23 protein-coding genes are annotated in these 21,864 nt (G+C 69.4%); 14 read left to right on the top strand and 9 right to left on the bottom strand.

Going from position 1 to position 21,864, the window contains the following annotated elements:
- Positions 1 to 3 precede the first annotated feature (3 nt).
- Complete coding sequence (locus ABD875_RS00905; protein ID WP_345170582.1) at positions 4 to 636, top strand: TlpA family protein disulfide reductase; 633 nt, start codon at positions 4 to 6, stop codon at positions 634 to 636.
- Here the strand turns inward: ABD875_RS00905 and ABD875_RS00900 are convergent.
- From ABD875_RS00900 to ABD875_RS00885, 4 genes are read right to left on the bottom strand one after another with little or no spacing between them, the layout of a single operon-like run.
- A complete protein-coding gene (locus ABD875_RS00900) occupies positions 574 to 1,599 on the bottom strand; it encodes a M56 family metallopeptidase (RefSeq protein WP_345170581.1) in 1,026 nt (341 codons plus the stop codon). The two genes, ABD875_RS00905 and ABD875_RS00900, sit on opposite strands and share 63 nt — an antisense overlap.
- Positions 1,596 to 1,973 (bottom strand): BlaI/MecI/CopY family transcriptional regulator, encoded by a 378-nt coding sequence (locus ABD875_RS00895; RefSeq protein ID WP_345170580.1) that lies wholly within the window; start codon positions 1,971 to 1,973, stop codon positions 1,596 to 1,598. Before ABD875_RS00895 ends, ABD875_RS00900 begins: the two co-directional genes overlap by 4 nt.
- Positions 1,970 to 4,021, bottom strand: a complete 2,052-nt coding sequence (locus tag ABD875_RS00890) for a bifunctional copper resistance protein CopD/cytochrome c oxidase assembly protein (RefSeq protein ID WP_345170579.1) — start codon at positions 4,019 to 4,021, stop codon at positions 1,970 to 1,972. Before ABD875_RS00890 ends, ABD875_RS00895 begins: the two co-directional genes overlap by 4 nt.
- 8 nt (positions 4,022 to 4,029) lie before the next feature.
- Complete coding sequence (locus tag ABD875_RS00885) at positions 4,030 to 4,638, bottom strand: copper resistance CopC family protein (RefSeq protein ID WP_345170578.1); 609 nt, start codon at positions 4,636 to 4,638, stop codon at positions 4,030 to 4,032.
- Between the two features lie 74 nt (positions 4,639 to 4,712).
- Here ABD875_RS00885 and ABD875_RS00880 point away from each other — a divergent pair, with 74 nt between their 5' ends.
- The 7 genes from ABD875_RS00880 (at position 4,713) to lnt (ending at position 11,151) form a co-directional block, all read left to right on the top strand.
- Entirely contained in the window at positions 4,713 to 5,096 is a 384-nt protein-coding gene (locus tag ABD875_RS00880) for an ArsR/SmtB family transcription factor (RefSeq protein ID WP_345170577.1), read from the top strand.
- On the top strand, positions 5,096 to 6,004 hold the full coding sequence (locus ABD875_RS00875; RefSeq protein ID WP_345170576.1) for a cation diffusion facilitator family transporter: 909 nt from the start codon (positions 5,096 to 5,098) through the stop codon (positions 6,002 to 6,004). The genes ABD875_RS00880 and ABD875_RS00875 overlap by 1 nt, the downstream gene beginning before the upstream one ends.
- Positions 6,005 to 6,249: 245 nt before the next feature.
- Positions 6,250 to 6,915, top strand: coding sequence for a hypothetical protein (locus tag ABD875_RS00870; protein ID WP_345170575.1), 666 nt, complete (start codon positions 6,250 to 6,252; stop codon positions 6,913 to 6,915).
- 146 nt (positions 6,916 to 7,061) lie between these two features.
- Positions 7,062 to 8,552, top strand: coding sequence for a cytochrome c biogenesis protein ResB (gene resB / locus ABD875_RS00865; RefSeq protein WP_345170574.1), 1,491 nt, complete (start codon positions 7,062 to 7,064; stop codon positions 8,550 to 8,552).
- Positions 8,549 to 9,499: a c-type cytochrome biogenesis protein CcsB gene (ccsB, locus tag ABD875_RS00860; protein WP_345170573.1), complete on the top strand. Its 951-nt coding sequence runs from the start codon at positions 8,549 to 8,551 to the stop codon at positions 9,497 to 9,499. The genes resB and ccsB overlap by 4 nt, the downstream gene beginning before the upstream one ends.
- The gene (locus ABD875_RS00855; RefSeq protein WP_345170572.1) at positions 9,492 to 9,614 is read left to right on the top strand and encodes a hypothetical protein; all 123 of its coding nucleotides are present in this window, start codon (positions 9,492 to 9,494) and stop codon (positions 9,612 to 9,614) included. Before ccsB ends, ABD875_RS00855 begins: the two co-directional genes overlap by 8 nt.
- Positions 9,607 to 11,151 (top strand): apolipoprotein N-acyltransferase, encoded by a 1,545-nt coding sequence (gene lnt, locus ABD875_RS00850; RefSeq protein ID WP_345170571.1) that lies wholly within the window; start codon positions 9,607 to 9,609, stop codon positions 11,149 to 11,151. Before ABD875_RS00855 ends, lnt begins: the two co-directional genes overlap by 8 nt.
- Here lnt and ABD875_RS00845 read toward each other — a convergent pair.
- Together ABD875_RS00845 and ABD875_RS00840 are read right to left on the bottom strand one after the other, a co-directional pair.
- Positions 11,082 to 12,407 carry a hypothetical protein gene (locus ABD875_RS00845; protein WP_345170570.1) on the bottom strand — a complete coding sequence of 442 codons (1,326 nt, stop codon included), beginning with the start codon at positions 12,405 to 12,407 and terminating at the stop codon, positions 11,082 to 11,084. The two genes, lnt and ABD875_RS00845, sit on opposite strands and share 70 nt — an antisense overlap.
- Positions 12,408 to 12,457: 50 nt before the next feature.
- On the bottom strand, positions 12,458 to 13,090 hold the full coding sequence (locus tag ABD875_RS00840; protein ID WP_345170569.1) for a M15 family metallopeptidase: 633 nt from the start codon (positions 13,088 to 13,090) through the stop codon (positions 12,458 to 12,460).
- A gap of 373 nt (positions 13,091 to 13,463) precedes the next feature.
- On the opposite strand from ABD875_RS00840, the gene ABD875_RS00835 reads away from it, so the two are divergent.
- Both ABD875_RS00835 and ABD875_RS00830 read left to right on the top strand, forming a co-directional pair.
- Positions 13,464 to 13,592, top strand: a complete 129-nt coding sequence (locus tag ABD875_RS00835; RefSeq protein ID WP_345170568.1) for a hypothetical protein — start codon at positions 13,464 to 13,466, stop codon at positions 13,590 to 13,592.
- 242 nt (positions 13,593 to 13,834) lie between these two features.
- The gene (locus ABD875_RS00830; RefSeq protein ID WP_345170567.1) at positions 13,835 to 14,059 is read left to right on the top strand and encodes a hypothetical protein; all 225 of its coding nucleotides are present in this window, start codon (positions 13,835 to 13,837) and stop codon (positions 14,057 to 14,059) included.
- Positions 14,060 to 14,260: 201 nt separating this feature from the next.
- Here ABD875_RS00830 and ABD875_RS00825 read toward each other — a convergent pair whose 3' ends face one another.
- Positions 14,261 to 15,559 carry a tyrosine-type recombinase/integrase gene (locus ABD875_RS00825; protein ID WP_345170566.1) on the bottom strand — a complete coding sequence of 433 codons (1,299 nt, stop codon included), beginning with the start codon at positions 15,557 to 15,559 and terminating at the stop codon, positions 14,261 to 14,263.
- Positions 15,559 to 15,792 carry a helix-turn-helix domain-containing protein gene (locus tag ABD875_RS00820; RefSeq protein ID WP_345170565.1) on the bottom strand — a complete coding sequence of 78 codons (234 nt, stop codon included), beginning with the start codon at positions 15,790 to 15,792 and terminating at the stop codon, positions 15,559 to 15,561. Before ABD875_RS00820 ends, ABD875_RS00825 begins: the two co-directional genes overlap by 1 nt.
- 1,079 nt (positions 15,793 to 16,871) lie before the next feature.
- Here ABD875_RS00820 and ABD875_RS00815 point away from each other — a divergent pair.
- From ABD875_RS00815 to ABD875_RS00800, 4 genes are all read left to right on the top strand, one after another.
- Entirely contained in the window at positions 16,872 to 17,903 is a 1,032-nt protein-coding gene (locus tag ABD875_RS00815) for a hypothetical protein (protein WP_345170564.1), read from the top strand.
- A gap of 221 nt (positions 17,904 to 18,124) precedes the next feature.
- Positions 18,125 to 18,592, top strand: coding sequence for a DUF6153 family protein (locus ABD875_RS00810; protein WP_345170563.1), 468 nt, complete (start codon positions 18,125 to 18,127; stop codon positions 18,590 to 18,592).
- Positions 18,593 to 18,686: 94 nt separating this feature from the next.
- Complete coding sequence (locus ABD875_RS00805) at positions 18,687 to 19,340, top strand: DUF305 domain-containing protein (RefSeq protein WP_345170562.1); 654 nt, start codon at positions 18,687 to 18,689, stop codon at positions 19,338 to 19,340.
- A gap of 45 nt (positions 19,341 to 19,385) precedes the next feature.
- Entirely contained in the window at positions 19,386 to 19,664 is a 279-nt protein-coding gene (locus ABD875_RS00800) for a hypothetical protein (RefSeq protein ID WP_345170561.1), read from the top strand.
- Between the two features lie 3 nt (positions 19,665 to 19,667).
- Here the strand turns inward: ABD875_RS00800 and ABD875_RS00795 are convergent, their stop codons facing one another.
- Positions 19,668 to 21,758, bottom strand: coding sequence for a GAF domain-containing SpoIIE family protein phosphatase (locus ABD875_RS00795; protein WP_345170560.1), 2,091 nt, complete (start codon positions 21,756 to 21,758; stop codon positions 19,668 to 19,670).
- Between the last annotated feature and the right edge of the window lie 106 nt (positions 21,759 to 21,864).

The raw sequence follows: 21,864 nt of genomic DNA, 5'->3' as shown, positions 1-21,864 counted from the left end.
GGTGTGAATGAGTTCCGGGATCGCCCGTCCATGTCCCGGTTGTTGAGCTGGCCGTTCTTGCTCCTCGCCATCGGCCTCTTCGTGTTCATCGCGATCCGGGACGACGCCGACGACAGCACTGCTGATTCCAGCCAAGGGCCGTCGGGGGAGGGGGTAATTCAGCAGTGGGATGCCGACGACCGGGTATCGGTGGAGGACTTCGAGGGCGAGCTGCTGGATGGCTCTCGGTTTGAGTTCGATCAGGTCGCTGGCACTGTGGCGGTGTTCAACGTGTGGGGCTCCTGGTGTGGCCCGTGCCGAGTCGAGGCGCCGGCCCTACGTCAGGCGGCGCGGGAGTACCGAGCTCAAGGCGTGACCTTCGTCGGCCTGAACGTGCGGGACAACGATGCCGCGGCCATTGCCTTCGAGCGGAAGTTCCAGATCCCGTACTCCAGCATCCGCTCGGATGACTCCGGCGACGCCGCGCTCGCCTTCGGTGGTCAGCTCACGACGAACGCGGTACCGGCGACCGTCGTCGTCGACCGAGAGGGGCGCCTGGCCGCGCGGATCCTTGGCGTGGTGTCGGCAGCGACGCTACGGGCGCTGCTGGACGACGTCCTCGCCGAGCCCGCCGCCGGTGTCGAGCGGACCGACTGACGGATCGGTCGTACCGGGCAGGTGGGAGTACGCCGTAGGGCAGCAGTCGCGGGCGGCCGCCTCGACCGCGGGTACCAGGGCGAGGGCCAGCGGGGCCGCAAGCACCGCGAGCCCGGCGGTGGATGCGATCAGTCCCACCGGCCGCCGCGGCCGGTCCGCGCGCTCGGTCAGCCGACGGACGCGCTCCGCGGCGCGTCCCGAGGGGCTGCCGGACACCAGGCCGGTCGGCACCAGGGACAGCAGGGCTCGGGCGAGGTCGATCCGGTCGGGCGCGGGCCTGACCGCGTCGTCGGCCTGCATCTCGGCGAGCGCTGAGATCTGCTGGTGCGCGATGCCGAAGACGCCGAACCCGCCGAACGTGCGGCTCAAGGCGCCGGACAAGGTGAGCGCGGCGTGGTGGTGCGCCAGCAGGTGTCGGCGCTCGTGAGCCAGGACCAGGTCGAGCTGTCGTTCGGTCAACAGGTCGCACGCGGCGCTGGTGACGACCACCTTCCCGGCTCGGCCCGGGAGGCAGTAGACGAGCGGGGTGGCGTGGTCAACGAGCGTGAACCCCTCAGGACGGTCCGTTCCGACCAGAGCCAGGGTGTCGCGCTGGGTCCGGCGAAGCCCGGCCGAGTGACGCGCCTCGCGGCCGACGAGCAGGCCAAAGCGGGCGACGACAGCGGCGCTGGCGAGACCGACCAGGATCGCCACAGGCATGCCGCCCGGGGTCGCGTAGTGCTGGGCCAGAGCGTCCGAGCACGACCGCAGCACGCTCGCCACGAGCCCGCCGAGCGGGGTCTCAGGCAGGGTGACAACGACACCGGCGAGCACGAGAGCGGCCGCCGCAGAGGTGGCGAGAGCCTGCCACGCCCAGATGCCCCATGCTGGAGAGCGAACCGGCCAGGACCACGAACTAAGCATCGTGGCGCCCCAGGTCGAGGCCACGATGGCGTACATCAGCAGTGCCGCTGCGGCGATCACGGTTCTTGGGTCCGCGTGGACGCGTCAAGTGCGGCCCGAAGGTCGGCGACCTCGGACTCGTCGAGCTGGCCGACGAAGTGGAGAAGCGTCGCGCTGCGGTCGGCACTGGTCGACAGGACGTCGTCGAGAAGGCCGGCGGTGTGCGCCTCGCGGGTCATCGTCGGCGAGTAGAGGAAGGCGCGACCCTGCTTGCTCCGCGTGACCAGTCCCTTGTCGTGCAGATGGTCCAGGACGGTCATCACCGTCGTGTAGGCCAGCGGTCGCTCTCGCTGCAGGTCCTCGAGGACGTCGCGCACCGAGACCGGCGCCTCGGCGTCCCACAGGCGCTGCATGACGGCGGCCTCAAGCTGGCCCAGCGGCTTCACGCAGGTCACGTCCTCTCGTCGTCGCCGCTCGAGCGCGCGCGTTCTCCTACCGAGGATCGTAGTTGACTTTCCTCGCGTATCTGCCGTTCGTGCTCTGCCATGCGTGCAAGCCGGTCGTTGTACGCCATCAGCTGCTGGTCACCGTTGCGGCTCTCCTGCCGGTCGAAGCGCTTCCGCTCGCGCCGATCCGCCTGCACCCAGAGGAAGACGAGGACGCCGGCCAGCAGGGCGAGCGGGTAGTCGCCGAGCGCCCATCCGAGAGAGGCGCCGAGGTACTGGTCATCGGCGAGCGTGGCGCCCCAGGTGCGCGGCAGCCCCGAGAACCAGTCCTCGGCCAGGATCGTCGTGCTGGCCATGAGCGAGACCGAGAAGAACGCGTGGAAGCCGAACACCACCATCACCATGAGCGCGCGCATCGGGTACGGCGGCCGGTGGAAGCCGGGATCGGTCCCGACCAAGCAGCCCGCGAACAGGTAGCCCGCGATCAGGAAATGGGCGGTCATCAGGATGTGGCCGGTGTGGCTGTCGAGCGAGATCTCGAACAGGCTCGTGTAGTAGAACGCGATCAGGCTGGCGACGAAGAGTGCTCCGGCGACTACCGGCCGGCCGAGGATGGATGCGACCGGGGAATGGACGGCCGCGAGCAGCCACTCGCGCGGCCCCATGGACCCGTCTGCGCGGCGGCGCAGCGCGCGCATGGCCAGCGTGACCGGGGCGCCAAGAACGAGCAGGATCGGTACCGTGGTGGCAATGGTCATGTGCTGCACCATGTGCATGCTGAACAGGACCCGCCCGTAGGCGCCCGGTGCGCCGCTGACCGCCCACACGAACATCGCCCAGCCGCCGACCCAGGCGAGCGTACGACCGACCGGCCACGTGTCGCCGCGACGTCGCAGGCGAATGACCGCCCCGGCGTACATCACGACCAGCGCCAGCGCGATCGGCGTCCAGAAGCCGTCGAGCCGCCACGCGGTGAACCACTGCGCGGCGCCGAGCGGTCCAGGCATGTCGTACCCAAGGAGGTCTTGGGCGGTGGTGAGCGGAACCTGGCTGCCCGAAGGCGGTGGGGTGCGGTTCAGGGCGACGGCGGTGCCGGTAGCGGCCAGGATGACACCCACCTCGACGCTCACCAGACGGCGGAACGTCGAGCGCACGGCGGCGTCGGCCGCGCCAGTCAGCCGGGGGATCACGCGCCGGCGATGCACCAGTCCGGCGATGCCGAGCGCCGCTGCCGCCACCGTCTTGAGGACCAGGAGCGCGCCGTACGTCGACGCGAGGTCGCGTGGGGAATCGAGCCTGATGACGGCGCCGGCGATCCCAGCGGCCGCCACGAGTAGGAAACACCAGGCGGCCAGGGTGGAGTACCGGCGAACGGTGGCCGGGAGCCCTGGGCCGAGCTCACGGCCGGCCAGCATCAGGCCGACGAGCCCGCCACCCCAAAGGCTCACCGCGACGAGGTGGGCGTACTGGGCGTCCACGGCGAGGTCGTGTCGGAGGGTTCCAGCCCCGTGGGCGGTCAACGCGATCGGCCACAGGCCGACCACGGCGAGCGCGCCCGCTACTCCGGCAAGCCGGACACCGCGGCAGGCGAGGGCGGTCAAGCCGACCACCAGCGCGATCGCAGCGCTACCGAGCAAATACCGACCGAGGTCGTAGCTCGTCGCGAAGAACACCGCCTGGTCGGCGAACCCTGCAGACCCGAGTGACTCACCCGACGCGTCGGAGAAGGTCAGCGCCACCAGTGCGAGGCTCAGGCCGGCCCAGGCGAATGCGGCGTGCCCGGCGCCGTCGACGAGCCGTCGACGCAGGCCCGTCAGCCGGTCCTTCCGGTCGAGGCCGTCGGGAGGCAGGCAGGTCACGGCCAGCGCCACCAGTCCGACGGTGAGCATGGCCGTGATGTCCCGCATGGCTTGGGCCATCGGGAGGCCGAGTTGGGTGAGCCGTCCTGGAGTCGGCAGGCCGGCGAGGCCGGGGCCAAGGCCCCCGGTGAGTGACAGCAGGCCGACGGCGACCGCTGGCGGGGTCAGTAGGAGGGCCGCCGCCGTGGGCCGCGGCATGGATCGAGTCACTTCTGATCGCTCCGCCGACGCGCGCGAAGCACCAGGACGACGGCGATGGCGATCCCAGCCAGGGCGGCAGCGACGAGAGCGCTCGAGGTGCCGGCGCCGGAGTTGGCCGACTGTTCGTCGGTCGCCGGGACGTCGTTCGAGCTGGGTTCGCTCGACGGGGTGGGTGTCGGAGCTGCTGGCAGCTGCGCCGGCGTGGGCGCCTGGAAGGTCAGGGTGCCCTCGACTGGGTGGCCGTCGGTGGAGGTGACGCGGTAGCTGACCGTCCAGGTCTGGGGCGACCCGCCGGCCAGGATCCGGTCGAGCGGTACCTCGGCGACCAGCGCGTTGGTCGTCTCGCCCTGCCGTACGTCCATCTCGCCCGCGTCCGTGGTGCCGACTTGCAGCGTGACCGTCGCCAGGCGGGGACTCATGTCCTCGGTGAAGGTGAGGGTGATGGCCGCGGGAGGCGACGTGAGACGTGCGCCGTCATCTGGGTCGGATCCGGTCAGGTCGGTGTGTGCGCTGGCGGGTGCGGCGCTCAACGCCGCTCCGAGGGTGATGACGGCGATGAGCATGATGAGGCGACGAATGCGGGCCATTGGTCCTTCTCTCGGGAGCCGGGCCAATCTACTATGTTGCGTCGTAGAAATTGGGGCCAGGGGGCATGGCCGGGAGCGCCTATGTTCGATAACATCGGCCCATGACGATGAAACAGGAGTCGACGTCGGCCACGGCTGAGCCCGACCTCGCGATTCCTTCCGCGTTGTTCCGGGCGCTGGGAGACCCGTCCCGGCTTGCGATCCTGAGGCACCTCGAACTCGGCCCGCATCGCGTTGTCGACCTCGTCGAGCACCTGGGCCTGGCCCAGTCGACGGTGTCCACACACCTTGCCTGCCTGCGGCACTGCGGTCTGGTGTTCTCGACGCCGCAGGGCCGGGCTTCGATGTTCGCGCTGGTCCCCGGCGTTCCGGTCGACGAACTGATGGCGGCCGCCGAGTCGGTCCTGATCGCGACGGACGCGGCGGCCGCGAGCTGCGTGTCCGTGGCCTCCAAGGACTCTGTTGCGATGGCGGGGGTGAACTGATGGGTGCTGGGCACAGCCACGGCGGAGGTGGTCACGCCGGTGGCAAGCACCGCTGGCGGCTGGCGGCCGCGTTCGGGATGGTCGCGACGTTCTTCGTCGTCGAGCTCGTCTTCGGGCTCCTGTCCGGCTCGTTGGCGCTCATCTCCGACGCAGGACACATGGCGGCCGACGTCGTGGCGCTCGGCGCTGCGCTGGCTGCGACGCGGATTGCGACCCGACCCGACCGCACCGGGCTTCGGACCTACGGCTCCTACCGAGCCGAGATCTTCGCCTCGGGGCTGACCGTCCTGATCATGCTCGGCGTCTCGGTGTACGTCGTCGTCGAGGCCCTCGGTCGAGTCGGCGAGTCTGTCGAGGTTGAGGCCGGTCCGATGCTCGTCGTCGGTGTCCTCGGCCTGCTCGTGAACATCGCGTCGATCATGTTGCTGCGTGGCGGCTCGAAGGAGTCGCTCAACGTCAAGGGCGCCTACTACGAGGTGGTCGCCGACGCGGCCGGCAGCGTGGGGGTCATCGTCGCCGGCCTGTTGGTGACAGCCACTGGAAGCTCGCTGTGGGACACGATCGTCGCCCTGGGGATCGGCGTGTTCGTGGCCGTGCGCGCCGTGGTGCTGGGTCGGGAGGTCCTGCACGTCCTCGGGCAGCACGTTCCAGCCGGCATGGACATCGACCAGGTGGTCGGCGACCTGGCGACCGTGCCTGGAGTCGTCGACGTCCATGACCTGCACGTCTGGACGCTGACGTCGGGCATGAACGTGGCGACCGCGCACCTGGTTGTGGCTGACGACGCGGACGCGCAGTCGGTGCTCGATCATGCGCGCACCGTCATGCGCGAGAACCACCACCTCGAGCACGCGACCCTGCAGGTCGAGGCTCGTCCGACGAAGGAGTGCACGGAGAGCACGTGGTGAGCCGGAAGCAGGCCGAGGTCATCGCCTGGTTGCGGGAGGAGCCTCCGATCGACGACCTGATCGAGCGCTTTCCAGGCGAGTGGGAGGTCCTTCGCGCCGACGCAGCTGCACGGGCCTGAGCTGGCGATGATGCCCTGCGTGCCTTCGCGCGCGCCGGGCTTGAACCAGCTCGGCAGGCCGCCGGGTTCGCCAAGCCGGCGGAGCAGCAGATCGCGGAGGAGGTGCGCCGAAGGATGCTTCTTGAGATGCTGCGCCAGGCGAACCTCGCGGCAGAGACCGGAACCTCAACTGGCCGGATCCGGTTCAACCGCTTCAACGGCACCCTGCTCCAGTGGTTGTTCTTCGACGGCCCCGGCCTGGCTCGCAAGCCGACCTCGATGGCCGCGTACCGACTGATCTGGCCGCTGGTCTGGCAACGGCGTCGCCTGCTCCCGCTGGTACGCAGACAGGGCATCTACTGCTTCTACAGTGGCGCATTCGTGAAGGCGCTGGCTGAACGCATCGCCGACCGTCCGGCGGCGGAGCTTGCCGCCGGCGACGGGACCCTGACGCGGTTCCTTCTAGCCCAGGGTGTCTCGGTTCGCGCGTCAGACGACTACAGCTGGGGAGCCCACGTCGCCTACGACCCCGAGCTCGTCGAGCGCCTCGATGCCACCAAGGCCCTGAAGCAACACGCCCCCGAGGTCGTGCTCTGCTCCTGGCCGCCCCCGGGCAACCGCTTCGAGCGCCGCATCTTCGCGACGGCAGCCGTGCAGTCCTACGTGCTGATCACAAGTCCAACCGAAGCGGACGCCGGTGACTGGGACGCTTACCGCAACCAGACCGAGTTCGAGATGGCGCACGACGCGATCCTGAGCCGGCTCGTCCTGCCTGCGGGCCGCAGCCGCGTGTACGTCTTCACGCGGAGGTAACCCGCGAACCCAGCCGCACCGACAGACTACTATGCTCAATAGTAGAAATCCCGTTGCTGCCGGAGGTCACCGTGTCGTCGAGCCCGTCTGCGGCGACCGCGTCCCTGCGGGGATGGGCTCGCTGGGCATGGCGCACGCTCACGGCGATGCGGACGGCGGTCGTGCTGCTCGCCCTCGTCGCGGCCGCTGCGATACCGGGCTCTCTCCTCCCGCAGCGCAACGTCGCGAGCGACCCGTCCGCGGTCGCCAGCTTCTACGCCGAGAACCCCGGTCTGGCTCCTTGGCTGGACCGCTTCCAGCTCTTTGACGTCTACGCGTCCGCCTGGTTCGCCTCGATCTACCTGCTGTTGCTCGTCTCCATGGTGGGTTGCGTGCTCCCACGCTCGGCCCGGCTCTGGCGCTCGGTGCGGTCGGCGCCGCCAGCCGCCCCTCGCCACCTGGGACGGATGGACCGTTACGTCGCCTGGACGAGCGACGTTCCGTCAGACGAGGTCGTGGCTCGGGCCGAAGCGACCGTGCGCGGGCTCGGATACCGCGTCGAAGTCGCCGGCACCGAGGTTCGGGGCGAACGCGGCTACCTCCGCGAGGTCGGCAACCTCATGTTCCATCTCTCGCTGCTTGTGCTGCTCGTCGGTGTCGGGGCGGGACGGTTGTTCGGCTTCGAGGGACGGGTCGCGCTCGTCGAAGGCGCGTCCTTCACCAACCTGCGGTCGCAGTACGACGCGTTCACGCCATCAGTGTGGACCGACGTCGACGGCCTCGAGCCGTTCAGCTTCACCCTCGACGACTTTGACGCGACGTTCGAGTCGGGCTCGGTCGATGCCGGCGCGCCACGGTCGTTCCTGGCCGACCTGACAGTGACGCGCGAGGGAAGCGACCCCGAGACGGTCCAGGTCCGTCCCAACGATCCGCTGGACGTCAACGAGACCAAGGCGTTCCTCACCGGTCACGGCTACGCCCCGAAGGTCACCGTGACCGACGGCGAGGGCAACGTCGCCTACTCCGGTCCCGTGATGTTCCTCCCGCTCGACCAGACCTACACCTCAGAGGGCGTCGTCAAGGTCCCAGACGCGGTGCCGACCCAGCTGGGCTTCGAGGGGCTGTTCTTGCCGACCGGTGTCATCGACGACCTTGGACCGAGGTCGGTGTTTCCCGATGACCTGAACCCCTTGCTCGTCCTGACCGCGTTCACCGGCGATCTTCAGATGGACGACGGCGCAGCGCAGTCGGTGTTCACCCTCGACAAGGGCGGCATGAAGCAGGCCCGAGGAGCGGACGGGGAACCGTTCAAGCGCGCCCTCGCGGTGGGCGAAACCATGCGGCTGCCCGGTGGAGAAGGGACGCTTCGCTTCGACGGGGTCGCCCGATTCGCGAACTTCCAGATCGCCTACGACCCCGGCAAGGAGATCTCGCTCGTGGCCGGCGTCCTTCTGCTCGTCGGGCTGACCGCCTCCCTCGCCATTCGCCGCCGGCACCTGTGGGTGCGGGTCGGACCCACGGGTGAGGTCGAGGTCGCCGCCCGGTCGGTCACCCGCCGGCCCTTGCCCGCCGGCGAGGTGGATCGGCTGCTCACCGCACTCGACGCGCCCCGGCACACCAGTTCGCCGACCCCCACCCCCGAGAAGGAAACCTTATGAACGACGTTGCCTGGGCCGAGCTCTCGAACTCGCTCATCTACTCGGCCATCGCGGTCTACGCACTCGCGTTCCTCGGCTACTGCGCGTTCGCAGCGGGACGGTCGACGACCCCAGCACCCTTACCGGAGATGAGCGTCGCGGCCGGTGCGGCGGGTACGGCCCCCTACCCCGAGGAGGCGATCCCGTCCGGAGAGCCCACGCCCGCCGGGCGGACGCAGTTCCTCGGCGCAGCGGCTATCTCCCTCACGACGCTCGCCTTCGGCCTGCACGCGGCGAGCATCGCGAGCCGCGGGATCGCGGCCGGCCGCGCGCCGTGGGGCAACATGTACGAGTTCGTCCTGGTCTGTTCGTTGGCGGCGGCCGGCGCCTTCCTCGCGACCGTGCGCAGGCGTCCCATCCAGGCGCTGGGCGTGTGGGTCAGCGCGCTCGTCTTGATCGCGCTCGGCCTCGCGGTCACCGTGCTCTACACGCCGGCTGGCGCGCTGGTGCCTGTCCTCAACTCCTACTGGCTGGTGATCCACGTGGCTGCGGCGATGATCGGCGGTGGCGTGTTCACGGTCGGCTTCATCGCAACGACGGCCTTCCTTGTTCGCACGCGGCTGGACCGGCGCGGGCGTCGTACCGGGATGCTGCCGTCCACGGAGACCCTCGGCCAGGTGGCGCACGCCGCTCACATGTTCGCGTTCCCCGTCTGGACGTTCGCGGTCATCGCTGGAGCGATCTGGGCCGAGAACTCCTGGGGTCGCTACTGGGGATGGGACCCGAAGGAGACGTGGGCGTTCATCACCTGGGTCCTGTACGCCGCGTACCTCCACGCTCAGGCGACCGCGGGATGGAGAGGCGTGAAGGCGTCGTGGTTCGCCATCGCGGGCTACGCCGCCTTCGTGTTCAACTTCTTCGGCGTCAACATGTGGATCACCGGTCTGCACTCTTACGCCGGTGTCTGATGGGCTCTCGACGATCGTGATCGGACTGTTCACGCTCGTCGCCACGCTGACGGTGCTGTACCTCGTCGGCAACGGGGGACTTCCTCGGCGCAAGGACCCAGACCGGGATGACTGAGCGCCGCTCGGTCGCACTCCTGGTCGCCGCAGTGGGTGGCCTTGTCCTGGGTGCGACGTTCGCGGGCTGGATTCCTCGTCTGCTCGCGCCCCTCGGCGTGACCGGCCTGGTCCTCTCGGTGCAGGGTCGTACTGCCCGAGAGTCCATGGCTGCTGGCTGGTGCTTCGGCCTGACCTTCATGGCCTCGACCGTCAGCTGGATGTGGCCGTCGCTGGGCGTCGGCGCATGGTTGGGACTGACCGCGGTCGAGAGCGCGTGGTTCGCCGGACTCGGTCTGCTCACGGCTGTCGTCGGCCGCCTGCCTGGTTGGCCCTGGTGGACGGCCACAGCGTGGACCGCGGTCGAGGTGCTCCGGACGTCCTGGCCCTGGGGCGGCGTGCCCTGGGGGAGGCTGGCCTTCGCCACGCCCGACACGCCGTGGCAAGCGATGCTGCCGTGGGTCGGGACGACGGGCACAACGTTCCTGCTCGCCTTGGTCGGCAGCGCGCTGGCCGGGGTGGTCCTCCGCGCACGATCGCGGCCGGCGCCGTACGTCCTGGTCGTCGCAGCGGCCCTGCTTGCCGCGGTGATGGCCGGAGTCGTCGGTCCGCTCGGCACCACCGGATCCGGGTCGGTCCGGGTGGCCGTGGTCCAGGGTGGAGTGCCGGGTTCCGGGAAGCTCGTCGTCGATCACCACCGAGAGATCACCGCTGATCATGCGGCTGAGACGCGGCGCCTGGTTTCCGGTGCCGACTGGGCGGCTGGTCCGGCGGCGTTCGTGCTCTGGCCGGAGAACGCGACGGCGGTCGACCCGACCGAGGACGCTGTCGCCGAGGCGGAGGTCGAGAGCGCCGTGGCCGCGGCCGGCGTGCCTGTGGTGGTCGGAGGCGTGACCGACGGGCCGACCTCGACAACAGCGCGCAACCAGCTGATCGCCTGGTCCGCCACGGGGCCGGGGCCGCGGTACACGAAGCAGCACCTGGTGCCGTTCGGCGAGTACGTCCCGTTGCGCGGCCTCGCGACGCGAGTGTCCCAGCGCGTCACGGACATCGGTCGCGACATGGTGCCGGGGCCGCCGGCGGCGCCGTTGCCGGTCGCCGGGCTGCGGTTGGCGACCGCGTTGTGCTTCGACGTCGCGTACGACGACGTCGTCGCCGGTCAGGTGCGTCAGGGCGCCGACCTGGTGACGGTCTCGACCAGCAACGCGATGTTCCTGGGCACCGCACAGCTCGAGCAGCAGTGGACGATCAGCCGGGTGCGGGCCCTCGAGACCGGTCGCACCGTCGTGGTGGCCTCGATCAACGGGATCTCCGGCGCCATCTCGGCCGACGGCACCGTCCAGGTAGTGCTTCCCGAGCGTGACACCGAGAGCGCGATCGTCGACGCCGAGGTGCGCGACGGTCTCACTCTCGCCGTCCGCCTTGGCTCCTGGCCAGGGCGAGCGGTGATAGCGCTTGCGGCGGCGGGGCTAGCGGTTGCGGTCGCCGGTCAGGCCTTGAAGAGCAGGAAGAGGCCGCCGACGGTGAATGCGATCATGGCCACCAGCAGCGGGAGCTGACCAGTCAGCTGGTGCCGCTTCGGCAGGATCTCGACTGCGCGCTCGTGGGCGGCGATGACCCCGAGGACGTGACCGGCGACGACCGCCACGACCTTCGTGGTTGCCAGGAAGGTCGGGTGGTAGCTGATCCAGTAGCTGATCTCCCAGTTCGCGGTGCCGAGGAAGTTGCTTCCGTTGCTGAACGGGTCGCTGAGCTGGATGAGCGTCACCTGGCCCACCTGAAGCAGGTAGCTCAGGTAGTGCGCGACCACGTAGCCAGCAACGATCGGCACCACGGAGTGCGCGAACAGGTTGGGCAGGTCTCGGCGGCGTAGGTCCTCGCCGAGGCCGGTCAGAACGGTGCCGAGCACGAACACGAGCCCGACACCGACACAGAACACGAGCAGCCCGATGTTGCCGAGCAGGTACACGGACTGGGTGCTGCCTTGCACGAACTTGATCCACGTCGTCGAGGCGTGGAAGGAGTCGTACGCCGTACTTCCGAACAGGACGGCGACGACGCCGACCAGTCCAGGGCGTGCCGGGGTGGCATCCAGGTTGGCCAACGGGCTGCGCACGACCAGCAGGTCGCCGCGTCGACCCCAGACCGACATCCGCGACACCAGGGTCGAGTAGACCTCGAACGGATCCGCGCGTTCGTAGAAGGTGCTGCCGAACAGGGCGCCGCCGACGAACATCACCGCGACATACACCGCGCACCACAGGCGGACGGGCCCGAGTTCGGTCGAGTACGGGTAGACGAGTTCCAGCCAGACGAACGCGAACAGGCCGAGCGCGGCCGGCCAGTAGCCGAGCCGTTCGGGATAGGTGAACACCCCTCGGTCGGGGTCGCCGCCGGTGACCTTCGCAAAGGCGAGGTTGATCGTGCGGACCGGGCTGATCGCCTTCCACACGGGGCCGAAGACCAGCGAGAGCGGCACCAGACCGACCCAAAGCCACACGTAGAACACGCCGAAGACCGGGTTGATGACCAGGTCCTTGCCGAACACCGCGGCCGCAGCGACGTACAAGAACAGGAGGAAGCCAGCAGTGCGCCACAGCGCACGCCACCACGAGGACTCCACGATCGTGGCCAGCCACGTCGGCGCGGGTCGGCCACTGGTCGACTCGTCGTACCTCGGAGTCCGCCACGCGACCGCGAGCACCGTGAAGGAGATGACCAGGGCAGCGGTCGCCCCCGCAATCACGAGCTCGGGCGAGATGGGCAGGTCCTTCGCGCCGCCGAGTCCGTGGGCGAACGGAATCCAGTCGGGCATTCAGCGGACCTCTAGCTGCACGATGACGTCCCGGTGAGGGTGGATCGTCCTCATTGCTGAGCGAACTCCCAGTGCCACGGCTCGGGCTTGGAGCCGTACCGCTGCGCCCACGACGGGTTGGCCCACCCCAGCCGCGGGGCGTTCTGGGTCAGCCAGATGTGCTCCGCCGAGTCGAACGACTCGATGCCGCCGCACAGGTCGAGCGCCGTCGCCCACCCGTGGTTGCTCGTCCCCGGTACGGCGGCGAGCCCAGGCTTGGCCGCCCGGAGCGCCTGCTGTTGCGACAGGCTTCGGTAGGAGTCCGTCACGCACACAGGCTCGTCGAATCGCTCTCGAAACCGTCTGTCGAGCTCCCACCATGCGGCTGCGGCCGCTGGCTCGAGCTGGCCAATACCGTCCGGGAGCTGGCACAGCTCGGCAGCGGGAAGTTGCCCGTTCGCGTAGCTCTGCGTCTCCCAGTTCGAGGTGCATTCCGCCAGCCAGTCGGGCGCGGACTCCTCGTCGCTGGTCCTGGAGCCCGATCGCGATGCAGGTTGGGGTCGTCGGGAGATGGCCGCCGCCGCGGCGGTCGGCTGGCGCTTCGCCGGCTCACTGCCCGGCGTGCTAGCCGGTGGCTCGAGGTTCGCGTTCGCTCCGGCGTTGACCTGGGCCTGCGACTCGGGGATGGGCAGCTCGACGGTCACGGCGAGCACAGTGCCTCCGATCAGAGCGGTGGCCACTGCTGCTCCCGCGCGTCGACCGGCGGAGCTTCGTGGCGCGGCGTGTCGTCCACGGGTTGGGTGGGATCGCGGCTGTGCGCGGTGGCGCCCGGCGCCGCTCTTCGCACTCCCGTGCACGCTCGATCTCCGATTCGGTCTGCCGACCGAACGAGGAGCGCCGGCCATCTCCACTACTACTATCACGTGTAGTAGTTATTGGTCTCTTCTTCGCCGGCGTCGGCACGGAGTCGAGACCTCGACGAGACTCACGAAAACTGCCCGCGAGACGCTCCCTATTGCTCATTTGCCGGGGTAGTTTTCCTACGGCGAGGTGTAGTCATTCGGAGGCTAGGCTCGCATGAACGTTCGACGCCAGAGATTCTTCTTCCTCGTTCCGATCGTCATCTCTCTCGGCATGGTTGCTGGAGCCGCGATCTCCTACGCGGTGGACAGCGGCCCGGAACCGCTCACGGCAAACGAGGTCTGACGACACGATGTCGCTGACTGAGATGGCGGCCGCATCCAGGGGCGAGCCCGGTGGGGTCGCGCCACCGTGTCCGACGAGGAGTCAGTCCAGAAGCTGAAGGAAGCCGGTCTGGAGTTCGGCCCCTGCGATCCGCTTCCGGAGGAGGGGCAAGTGATCATTCTCGGCGAGGAGCCTGATCCGGCGAGGAGAATCAGGCAGCCGTGCAATGCCCCATCGTTGGAGGCAGCAAGGCAGCCCACGAGTTGAACGTCGGCATCGCCTGCGCCACTGGCGCGCGGCTGGTCGACTGGGTCCCGGTGCGGGACAGCGGCAGTGCGTGCATCAAGGTCACGTACATCCCGAAGGCCGAAGCGGACGAGTTGACCGAGGTGCTCTGTCCCGGCGACGTGCCTTCGGTCGGCGGGACGCCGATGGGCGAGCTGGATCTGTACCGTGTCATCGATGGCGAGTGGGTGCGACATGGGTAAGAAGGCGCACGGGACTCGCCGGATCGTTGAGGAGGCCGCAGCCTCCCTTCGGATCGGACGGACCAAGATCTAAAAGCTCCCCAAGGACGGCGACCTCCGGTCGGTCACTATCGGTCGACGCCGACTGGTTCGACACGCACCGATGTCAATGCGGAGCCACTCGATCGCGCCCGCGCGCTGCGATCGGCGACCGATCGAAGGTCAGTTCGGGCTCGCGCCAGCCCGCCACGCGACCACCGCATCCTGTCCATGAACGACGCGCCGCTTCTTCGCCACGTAGTAGCGCTGCGTCGTCGCCCCGTTCGTGTGCCCGAGCATCTCTTGGGCGACCTCCACGCCGTACGTCTCGGACACCACCGTGGCGACGGTAGATCGAAAGAGGTGCGGGTGGAGGTCGGTGACTTCCGGCGCGTGCCGTTCCGCCGCGGTCCTGAGCATCCGACGCACGTTCCCGGGCCACAGCCAGCCACCCGTCCGGTTCGCGAAGACAGGATCGACCTGGCGCCGGTAAGGGGTCCGCTTGCGGTGTGCGTGGAGCGCTGCCGCTGCCTGCGGCGACAACGCCACGTCGCGGCCCGGCTCGTCGTCCTCCTCCTGGTCGCCCTTCGTGAACGCCTGGCGGTGGAGGGTCGGATCGCCCTTGCGGCTCGGCTCGACGAGCGTCGCGGCAATGCGCACCCAAGGCATTTCGTCGTCCAGGTGGACGTCGCGCCACTCGATGGCAAGGCACTCGCCGATCCGACAGCCGGTGGCGAGCATGACCTCTACTGCGAGGGACAGGACGCCTGACGGCCGAGGGCCGCCGCCCGGGTTTGGCTTCTCCCACTCGGCGACGGCAGCGAGCACCGCGGACGTCTCCTCCGGGGTGAGCGACCGAGGCGTGGCCTTGCGCTTCTTCCTCCGCCCCCGCGGTGTGATCTCGCTCGGCAGGCCTTGCATCGGGTTGGCTTTGAGAGCGCCGAGTGCGACGGCGTACCCGAACACCTGAGACAGGACTGTGCGGGTCTGACGAGTCGAGCGGGTCTTCTCGATCTCGCCGAGGCCGCGGTGGAGGCGCTCGGTCGTCACCGTCCCGATCGCCAGCCCACCCCACTTTTGGACGATCGCCTTGTCGACCTCCTGTTCGTACTTCACGAGCGTCTGATGGCGGCCCTGTCCCTTTTCTCTGCGCTCGGCGAGCCAGCTCCGAGCGAGCGTCTCGACCGACGTGCGGGCATCAAGGTCGCCCGTGGCGCCCATGCTGTGGCGCGTCGTCTCGACCTTGCGCTCCAGGGACCGACGGGCAGCGCCCTTCGTGGGGCCAGAGCCAAAGAGTTCGCGGTAGCGCCCCGAGTGGTCGCGGTAGCGAACGTATGCCTCCCACCGCGCCTTGGGGTCGTTCTTGATCTGCTCGGAGGTCATCGGATTCGCACGTGGCCGACCCTTGCTCGTGACCTCCGAGTGCCGGTCGTTGAACCACGGATCGCCGAACTCGCCCGGCTGGAGACGCTCGGCGCCCATCAGGATGCCATCCAGAGGTCGAAGCCGTCGCCACAGGCGGCGCTGATGTACGCGTCGACGTCGACGCGCCGATAGCGGACGTGGCGGCCGAAGCGGCCGAAGCGAGGGCCACGGCGTTCGGTGCGCCACCGTTCCAGAGTGCGGGTCGGGACCTGGAGGATCTCGGACACCTCAGCGGGCGTTAGGAGGGCAGGCTGGACGTGGACAGGGCTGTTGAAGTCAGTCGTCGTCATGTAACCCCCTATGCCGTTGACCCCCCTTACCGGCGGCACAGTTCTGATCCCGGTGCGGATCCCGGTGCATCGCCGCGTGATTCCGGTGCTGAGTGGGGGCTAGCGCAAAACGCGCAGGGGCCAGATTGTGCTCAGATCGCGCTCAGGAACGCCATCTCCGCGCACAGATTGACGTTTGACCCGGAAGGAGAAGGTCGTCGGTTCGATTCCGACAGGCGGCTCAGATAGACGGGCCCGTGACCTGCGAAGGCGCAGATCACGGGCCCGTAGTTCGTCTCCGGCGGACGGCGGCTGCTGACGCATCGCCACCCGCGCCGCCCATGGCGGCCGTGAACACGTCGCCGAGCCCGTTCGAACGCTCACGCAGGACCTTGGCGTAGACCGGTGGATCGACTGGACCGACCGCCAACCGAAGGCCCGCGTCAAGGGGATCCTGACGTCAGGAAGCAGGCTGACTTGGGTCAGATCTCTCGCGATCAGCCGGCCTCAATGCGCAGTAGAACGCAACGAGAGCCGGTTGGCGATCGAGGACGGGTCAGGGCCCGACTGGAGGATGTCAAGGAGGCCTTGACGTCACAGGCCGCCGACTGCGACCGTGTCGCAAACAACTGGGTTGGTTCTGTCTGTGTCCCCACCGTTCTCGGGCCTCGGCGACTTCTCACTCGGACCGTGCCCTCAAACCTGGCCTACGACCCTCAGATCGGGGCTGCTATCGGCCACTGGATCGCCGTTTACGGCTACAGCGGGAGCGGGGCTACTTCATACTTCGCCGACCCCGCGACCTACTGGTCCGGGGTGCAGCCGAAGTTCTCTTACGGAACGAACTCCTTCGTCAACACGTTCGTCCAAGCGAATGGAATTACATGGTAAGGGGCCTACGGATCTGGCTCGGGCTGGCGTGCAGCTTCGCACTCCTGAGCTGTTCCACGAGCGGGTCGGCGTCCGAAAAGTCGGCTGAGCCAAGTCGGCCGGCGAAGCAATCGGAGACGGCGTCGAGCAGTTCGCAACCGACGCAATCGCCTACGGCAACCCAGCCCGATGGGAGGAGCGTCGACGATGCGCCGCCGATTGAAGGCGAAGTGGAGATTCTGGCCCGAATCCCGTTCCTAGCTCACGACCAAACGTCGGTGATCGCGGCAGTCCATGGCCGGGAGGTCCTGTTGGACACGAGGGAGTTCAGCGGTCGAATGGGTGTCAGGCAGGCACGTCTGAGCCTCTGGCGGGTCTCCGGCTCGGGCCTGACGAAGACCGGCGACGTGCCCACTGTTCCGAACGACCATCCGCAAAATGCCCTGAACCCAGAGCTATCGGCCAAGTACGTCGTCTGGATGGAAGACCCCGACACGGAACTCACGGTGAGCCCCTGGCACCTCATGGCCAACGACCGCAGTACCGGCGCGACTGACGAGCTTGCGGCCGCGCCGGACCTAGAAGACGGCAACCCTCCGATCATGCCCCCCGGTTGGACCGGCGCCGTGCTCCGAAACGATCGCGTGTACTGGGCCCAGGTCTCCGGATCGATGCGAAAGGAGAAGTCCGATATCTGGGGCTGCACAGTTGCCGATTGCAGTCCGGCCTCCGCGATCTCCGGCGCCGCATTCCCAACCGCATCAGATGCGGGCCTCTTTGCTATCCAATCTCAGCGCTTTCTGGGGAGCAAGGGCTACGGGGATCGGTTCACCGTCGTGCGCCAGCTATCAGCAGCCTCCACCCCGGAGGTCGTCGCGACGGTCTCGCTCCGGCCCGGCGAAGTGCCCTTTGGCCTAGCGGCGGGGCCCGACGCGGTCGCCTGGGTTATCGACGGACCCGTTGACCGCATTACCGTCCACGAGCTCGCAACAGGCAGCGAAGTTTCATTTGTCTCCACTCCCTCAGGAGGCTTCGGCTACCCCGTCGTTACGAAAGACACGGTCCTGTGGGTCGAGACGACTGGGCCACGAGAGATCGGTGGCTATCTCTACGACCGCTCCCGCGACAAGGTGATGACGGTCGGCAACAAACTCGGTCTTCGGGACATCGGCGGTCAGGGTGACCTCGTGTACTGGCAAGAGGCTAGCCGTCCCAGCGCCCGCCCAGAGGACATTAGTTACGTGATCGCGAAGGTGCGCTAACCCGACGGGCAAGACGACTGGACGCTACGACACCGCGGGGCGTTGAATTCGCAGAATTCGTGAAGGCTCTCTGACTGGGACGGGTGGGTGCGCCCGCCAAGTTCGGCGGTCGGCATCGCCACCCGCGCCGATCATCGCCGCCGCAGAGCAGGGGCCGGTGGCTCGTGCGTGACTGACCTGTCGGCGCAAGCTGGCTTCGGCCTGGCTCTACGATGAGGCCGATGGCCGGAGTGCTGAGGGATGCGCGCGGGTTCAGGTCGAGCCTGCCGATGCCCGGTGCTCGCCGGCGTCCTTCGGGCGCAGCCGCTCGCTGGCTGATGCTGCTCGTCGCCCTCGGTGGTCTCTTCGCGATGCACGGTCTGTCCGACCACGCCGTCGGCCCGGTCGACGTCAGCGCTCCCGTCTCGGTGACGCACGGCGTCGAGCACGGGGTCGAGCACGGGGTCGAGCACGGCGGCGACCAGGGTGGCAACCAGGACCACCACGAGGGCCTGGTCGTCGGAGCGTGCGTCGCCGTCCTCGCCGCGATGGTGCTGACCGGGCTCGGAGCGTGGCGATCCGGATCGGCGACGCGGTTGCGAGCCGCGCTCGTAGGGGTTCCCGCCGCAGCCGTCTCGGCCTCGGTGCAGGCCCGCGCGCGAGGTCCGGCGCCGCCGGACCTGACGCTGCTCTGCGTCCAGCGGTGCTGAGGGTCGGCACCGCCGCGTCCGCGCGCCCTGGTGGCGCCGGGTCGCGGCGGACTTCCGCGACCCGTCTCAGCAACCCGTTCAGGAGAGAACCACCATGCACACCCGACGTACCCACCCCTTCCGACGCACTGCGGCCGCGGTCGCGCTGGCGACCGCGCTGAGCGTCACCCTCGCGGCCTGCGGCGACGACTCCGACGGATCCGGTGCGCCTTCAGGCACCCAGACCGCGCGCAACGGCGACGTGTTCAACGACGCGGACGTCGCGTTCGCGTCCGACATGGTCCAGCACCACGCGCAGGCGCTGTCCATGGTCGACCTGACCCAGGGGCGCCCGCTGGACCCGCAGGTGCAACAGCTCGCCGAGGCGATCCGGGCCGCCCAGGGCCCCGAGATCGAGACGATGGCGGACTGGCTGACCGACTGGGACCACGAGGTCCCGGAGACCATGCGCGACCACGCCAACGCCGGCCACGACATGGGCGGCGACATGTCCGAGCAGATGGAGGGCATGGACACCGACATGCCCGGGATGATGTCGGCGGAGGAGATGGACGAGCTCCAGCACGCCTCGGACGATGAGTTCCAGGACCTGTGGCTCGAGATGATGATCGAGCACCACGAGGGCGCGGTCGAGATGGCCCGGGCCGAGCAGGAGGACGGCGAGTTCGCCGACGCCGTCGCGCTCGCCGAGGACATCGAGACCGCGCAGCTCCAGGAGATCGAGACGATGGAGGAGCTGCTCGGCTGACGTGTCCCCGGGTTGCCGGCCGCGTCGGGTGGGCACAACGCTGACGTGACAGTTCAGCTGGTGTGGCTCTCCGACGCGGCCCAGGTCGACGTCGTCGTGCGGGCTCCCGGGCCGTGGCGCGAGCTGGTCGAGGCGGGGCCGGGGTTGCTGGTCGCGGAGACCGACGAGACCGTGTCGCGGGTCTACCACGAGGTGAAGGCGATGCTGCCCGAGGACTGTGCGCTGGTGGTCGCGCCGCTGCAGCACCGCCCCAAGGCACGGGGTCTCAGCGAGGGCACCGTCTCGTGGCTGCGCGCCCGGTTGCCGCTGCCCGACCGGGAGTAGCGGTCAGGGCTGCGGGTCGAAGCAGGCGAGGAGCAGGGCGAGGTCGTCGTCCAGCGACTGTCCGGCCGCTTCCTTCAGGGAGTCGAGCAGGTCGTCGAGCGCGGCCTCGGCCGGAGCGTCGACGAGCGCGGAGAGGAACGGCGCGGGGTCGACGAACGACCCGTCCGGGGAGCGCGCCTCGATGAGGCCGTCGGTGTAGAGCAGCAGGCGGTCGCCCGGGCGGAGGCGACCGTGGGTCGGCTCGGGGTCGGTCCCGAGCCCGAGCGGGACGCCGTGGTCGAGGTCGATCGTGCGGACCTCCCCGTCGGCGGTCACCAGGACCGGCGGCGGGTGACCGCAGGACACGATGCTGAACCGGCCGTCGTGGTCGATGTCGACCAGGACGCCGGTGACGAAGTCCTCGACGTCGGGCAGGTACGGCACCAGGCGCTGATCGATCTCGCGGGCCACCTCGGCGATGTCGCCGCCGCCCGCCGCGGCGGCGCGGAACTCACCCAGAACGACGGTCGCCGTACGGACCGCGCCCAGGCCCTTGCCGCGCACGTCGCCGACCAGCAACCGCACCGACGTGGGGCGGGCCACCAGCTCGTAGAGGTCGCCGCCGACCTGGGCCTCGACGCCGGCGGAGATGTAGCGCGCGGTGAGCGCCAACGGACCGACCCGCGGTGGCGGCGGCGCCAGGATCGCGCGTTGTGCCGCCTCGGCGACGAGCGTGACGCCGGCGAGCCGCTCGGACTGCTGCTCGAACGTCGCGGCGGTGTCCAGCGCGAGCGCGACCCGCTCGGCGATCTCCTCGAGGAACGTCAGGTCCTCCTCGGAGTACCGCCGTCCCGACTCGGCGTGGATCAGGGTCACCGCGCCGAGGATCCGGTCCCGGCCACGGAGCGGGGCGACGATCGCGCTGGTGAAGCCCATGCGCCGCAGGATCGCGCGGTGCTCGTCGTCGACGGCGGCCGCGTCGACCATGTCGGTCGAGATGAAGGTGTAGATCTCGCTGCGGCCGGTGCGCACGACGTTCGGCGCGCCGCTCGGGGCGTCGGTGTTCGTCGGGAACGCGTCGCCCACGCTCCGGGCCCACTCGGTGGTCTCGGCGTCGCGGTGCTGGATCGCGACGGTCTCGAGCTCGCCGTCCCGGAGCAGCTGGACGGCGCACCAGTCCGCGAACCGCGGCACCAGCAGCCGCACGACCTCGGCGAGCGTCGCCTCCATGTCGAGGCTGCGCGACAACGTCATGGACGCCTCGGCGAGCAGCGCGGTGCGCTGGGTTGCCGCGTCGGCCAGCTGCAGCTCGTGCGCACGCCGCAGCGCGCTGGCCAGCGCCCCGGCCAGCGAGTGCAGGAAGCCGTCCTCGGCCGGCCCGAAGGAGCCGGGCGGGAAGGTCAGCGCCAGCAACCCGAGGGTCTCGTCACCGCGGCGCAGCGGCAGCACGTGCAGGCTCAGCTCGGTGGTGTAGTAGCCGGCCAGGCTCGGGAAGGCCGCCTCGATCTCGCGCACGCTGCGGTAGTGCAGGTCGACGCCCTCGCGGGCGGCCACCGCGCCGGGCACGTCGCTGCTGAGCGGCACCTCCTGGAACTGGTCGGCCCCGTGGCCGCGGCGCCCGTCCCAGGTGACCGTGCGCAGCACCTCGTCGGGGTCGAGCGACAGCACCATCGCCGACTTCGCGCCGAGCACGGCGACGGCGTGCCCCATGAACCCGTCGGCGACCTCCTTGACCGTGCGCGCGCCGGTCAGCTCCACGGCCAGCGCGTCGAGCACCTGCTGGGCGAGCAGCTGGGTGCGCTGGACCTGCTGGCGCCGGCGCTGGTTCATCGTCGCCGTCGCCAGCGCGATCGCGCACAGCATCAGACAGGTGAGGAAGCGAACCGTCCACGCGGGCTCGCCGAGGTCGTCGTGCCACACCCCGGAGCCGACCGAGGCGACCGTCGCGACGACCGCGACCGCCAGGGTGCGCAGCGGGCTGCACCAGAACGCCGCCACGACCGCGCCGATGCCGAAGGCACCGTTGATCTGCCGCTGCGCGACGATGTCGGTGACCACCAGCATCGCGACCAGGGCGAGCCCGACCAGCCACCAGGCGCGCTCGGCGGGATCCACGGCGCGTCGCGCCGGTGCTACCTCGCCTGCCACTCCACGGGTCTCCCCTCGCGCAGCTCCGTCGTTGAGCCGCAATTATGCCGCCCGCGACGGGCGCGGTTCCGAT

This window comes from Nocardioides caricicola, assembly GCF_039541135.1.
GTDB lineage: Bacteria > Actinomycetota > Actinomycetes > Propionibacteriales > Nocardioidaceae > Nocardioides > Nocardioides caricicola.
This window is presented reverse-complemented; position numbering and strand designations above follow the sequence as displayed.

Excerpts from the sequence above, each read along its gene's own strand:
- ABD875_RS00890 (WP_345170579.1), bottom strand. The coding sequence starts at position 4,021 with ATGCCGCGGCCCACGGCGGCGGCCCTCCTACTGACCCCGCCAGCGGTC.
- ccsB (WP_345170573.1), top strand. The coding sequence starts at position 8,549 with ATGAACGACGTTGCCTGGGCCGAGCTCTCGAACTCGCTCATCTACTCG.
- ABD875_RS00810 (WP_345170563.1), top strand. The coding sequence starts at position 18,125 with ATGGCCGGAGTGCTGAGGGATGCGCGCGGGTTCAGGTCGAGCCTGCCG.
- ABD875_RS00845 (WP_345170570.1), bottom strand. The coding sequence starts at position 12,407 with ATGCCCGACTGGATTCCGTTCGCCCACGGACTCGGCGGCGCGAAGGAC.
- ABD875_RS00835 (WP_345170568.1), top strand. The coding sequence starts at position 13,464 with ATGAACGTTCGACGCCAGAGATTCTTCTTCCTCGTTCCGATCGTCATC.
- lnt (WP_345170571.1), top strand. The coding sequence starts at position 9,607 with ATGACTGAGCGCCGCTCGGTCGCACTCCTGGTCGCCGCAGTGGGTGGC.
- resB (WP_345170574.1), top strand. The coding sequence starts at position 7,062 with ATGCGGACGGCGGTCGTGCTGCTCGCCCTCGTCGCGGCCGCTGCGATA.
- ABD875_RS00820 (WP_345170565.1), bottom strand. The coding sequence starts at position 15,792 with ATGACGACGACTGACTTCAACAGCCCTGTCCACGTCCAGCCTGCCCTC.
- ABD875_RS00875 (WP_345170576.1), top strand. The coding sequence starts at position 5,096 with ATGGGTGCTGGGCACAGCCACGGCGGAGGTGGTCACGCCGGTGGCAAG.
- ABD875_RS00870 (WP_345170575.1), top strand. The coding sequence starts at position 6,250 with ATGCTGCGCCAGGCGAACCTCGCGGCAGAGACCGGAACCTCAACTGGC.
- ABD875_RS00805 (WP_345170562.1), top strand. The coding sequence starts at position 18,687 with ATGCACACCCGACGTACCCACCCCTTCCGACGCACTGCGGCCGCGGTC.
- ABD875_RS00880 (WP_345170577.1), top strand. The coding sequence starts at position 4,713 with ATGACGATGAAACAGGAGTCGACGTCGGCCACGGCTGAGCCCGACCTC.
- ABD875_RS00825 (WP_345170566.1), bottom strand. The coding sequence starts at position 15,559 with ATGGGCGCCGAGCGTCTCCAGCCGGGCGAGTTCGGCGATCCGTGGTTC.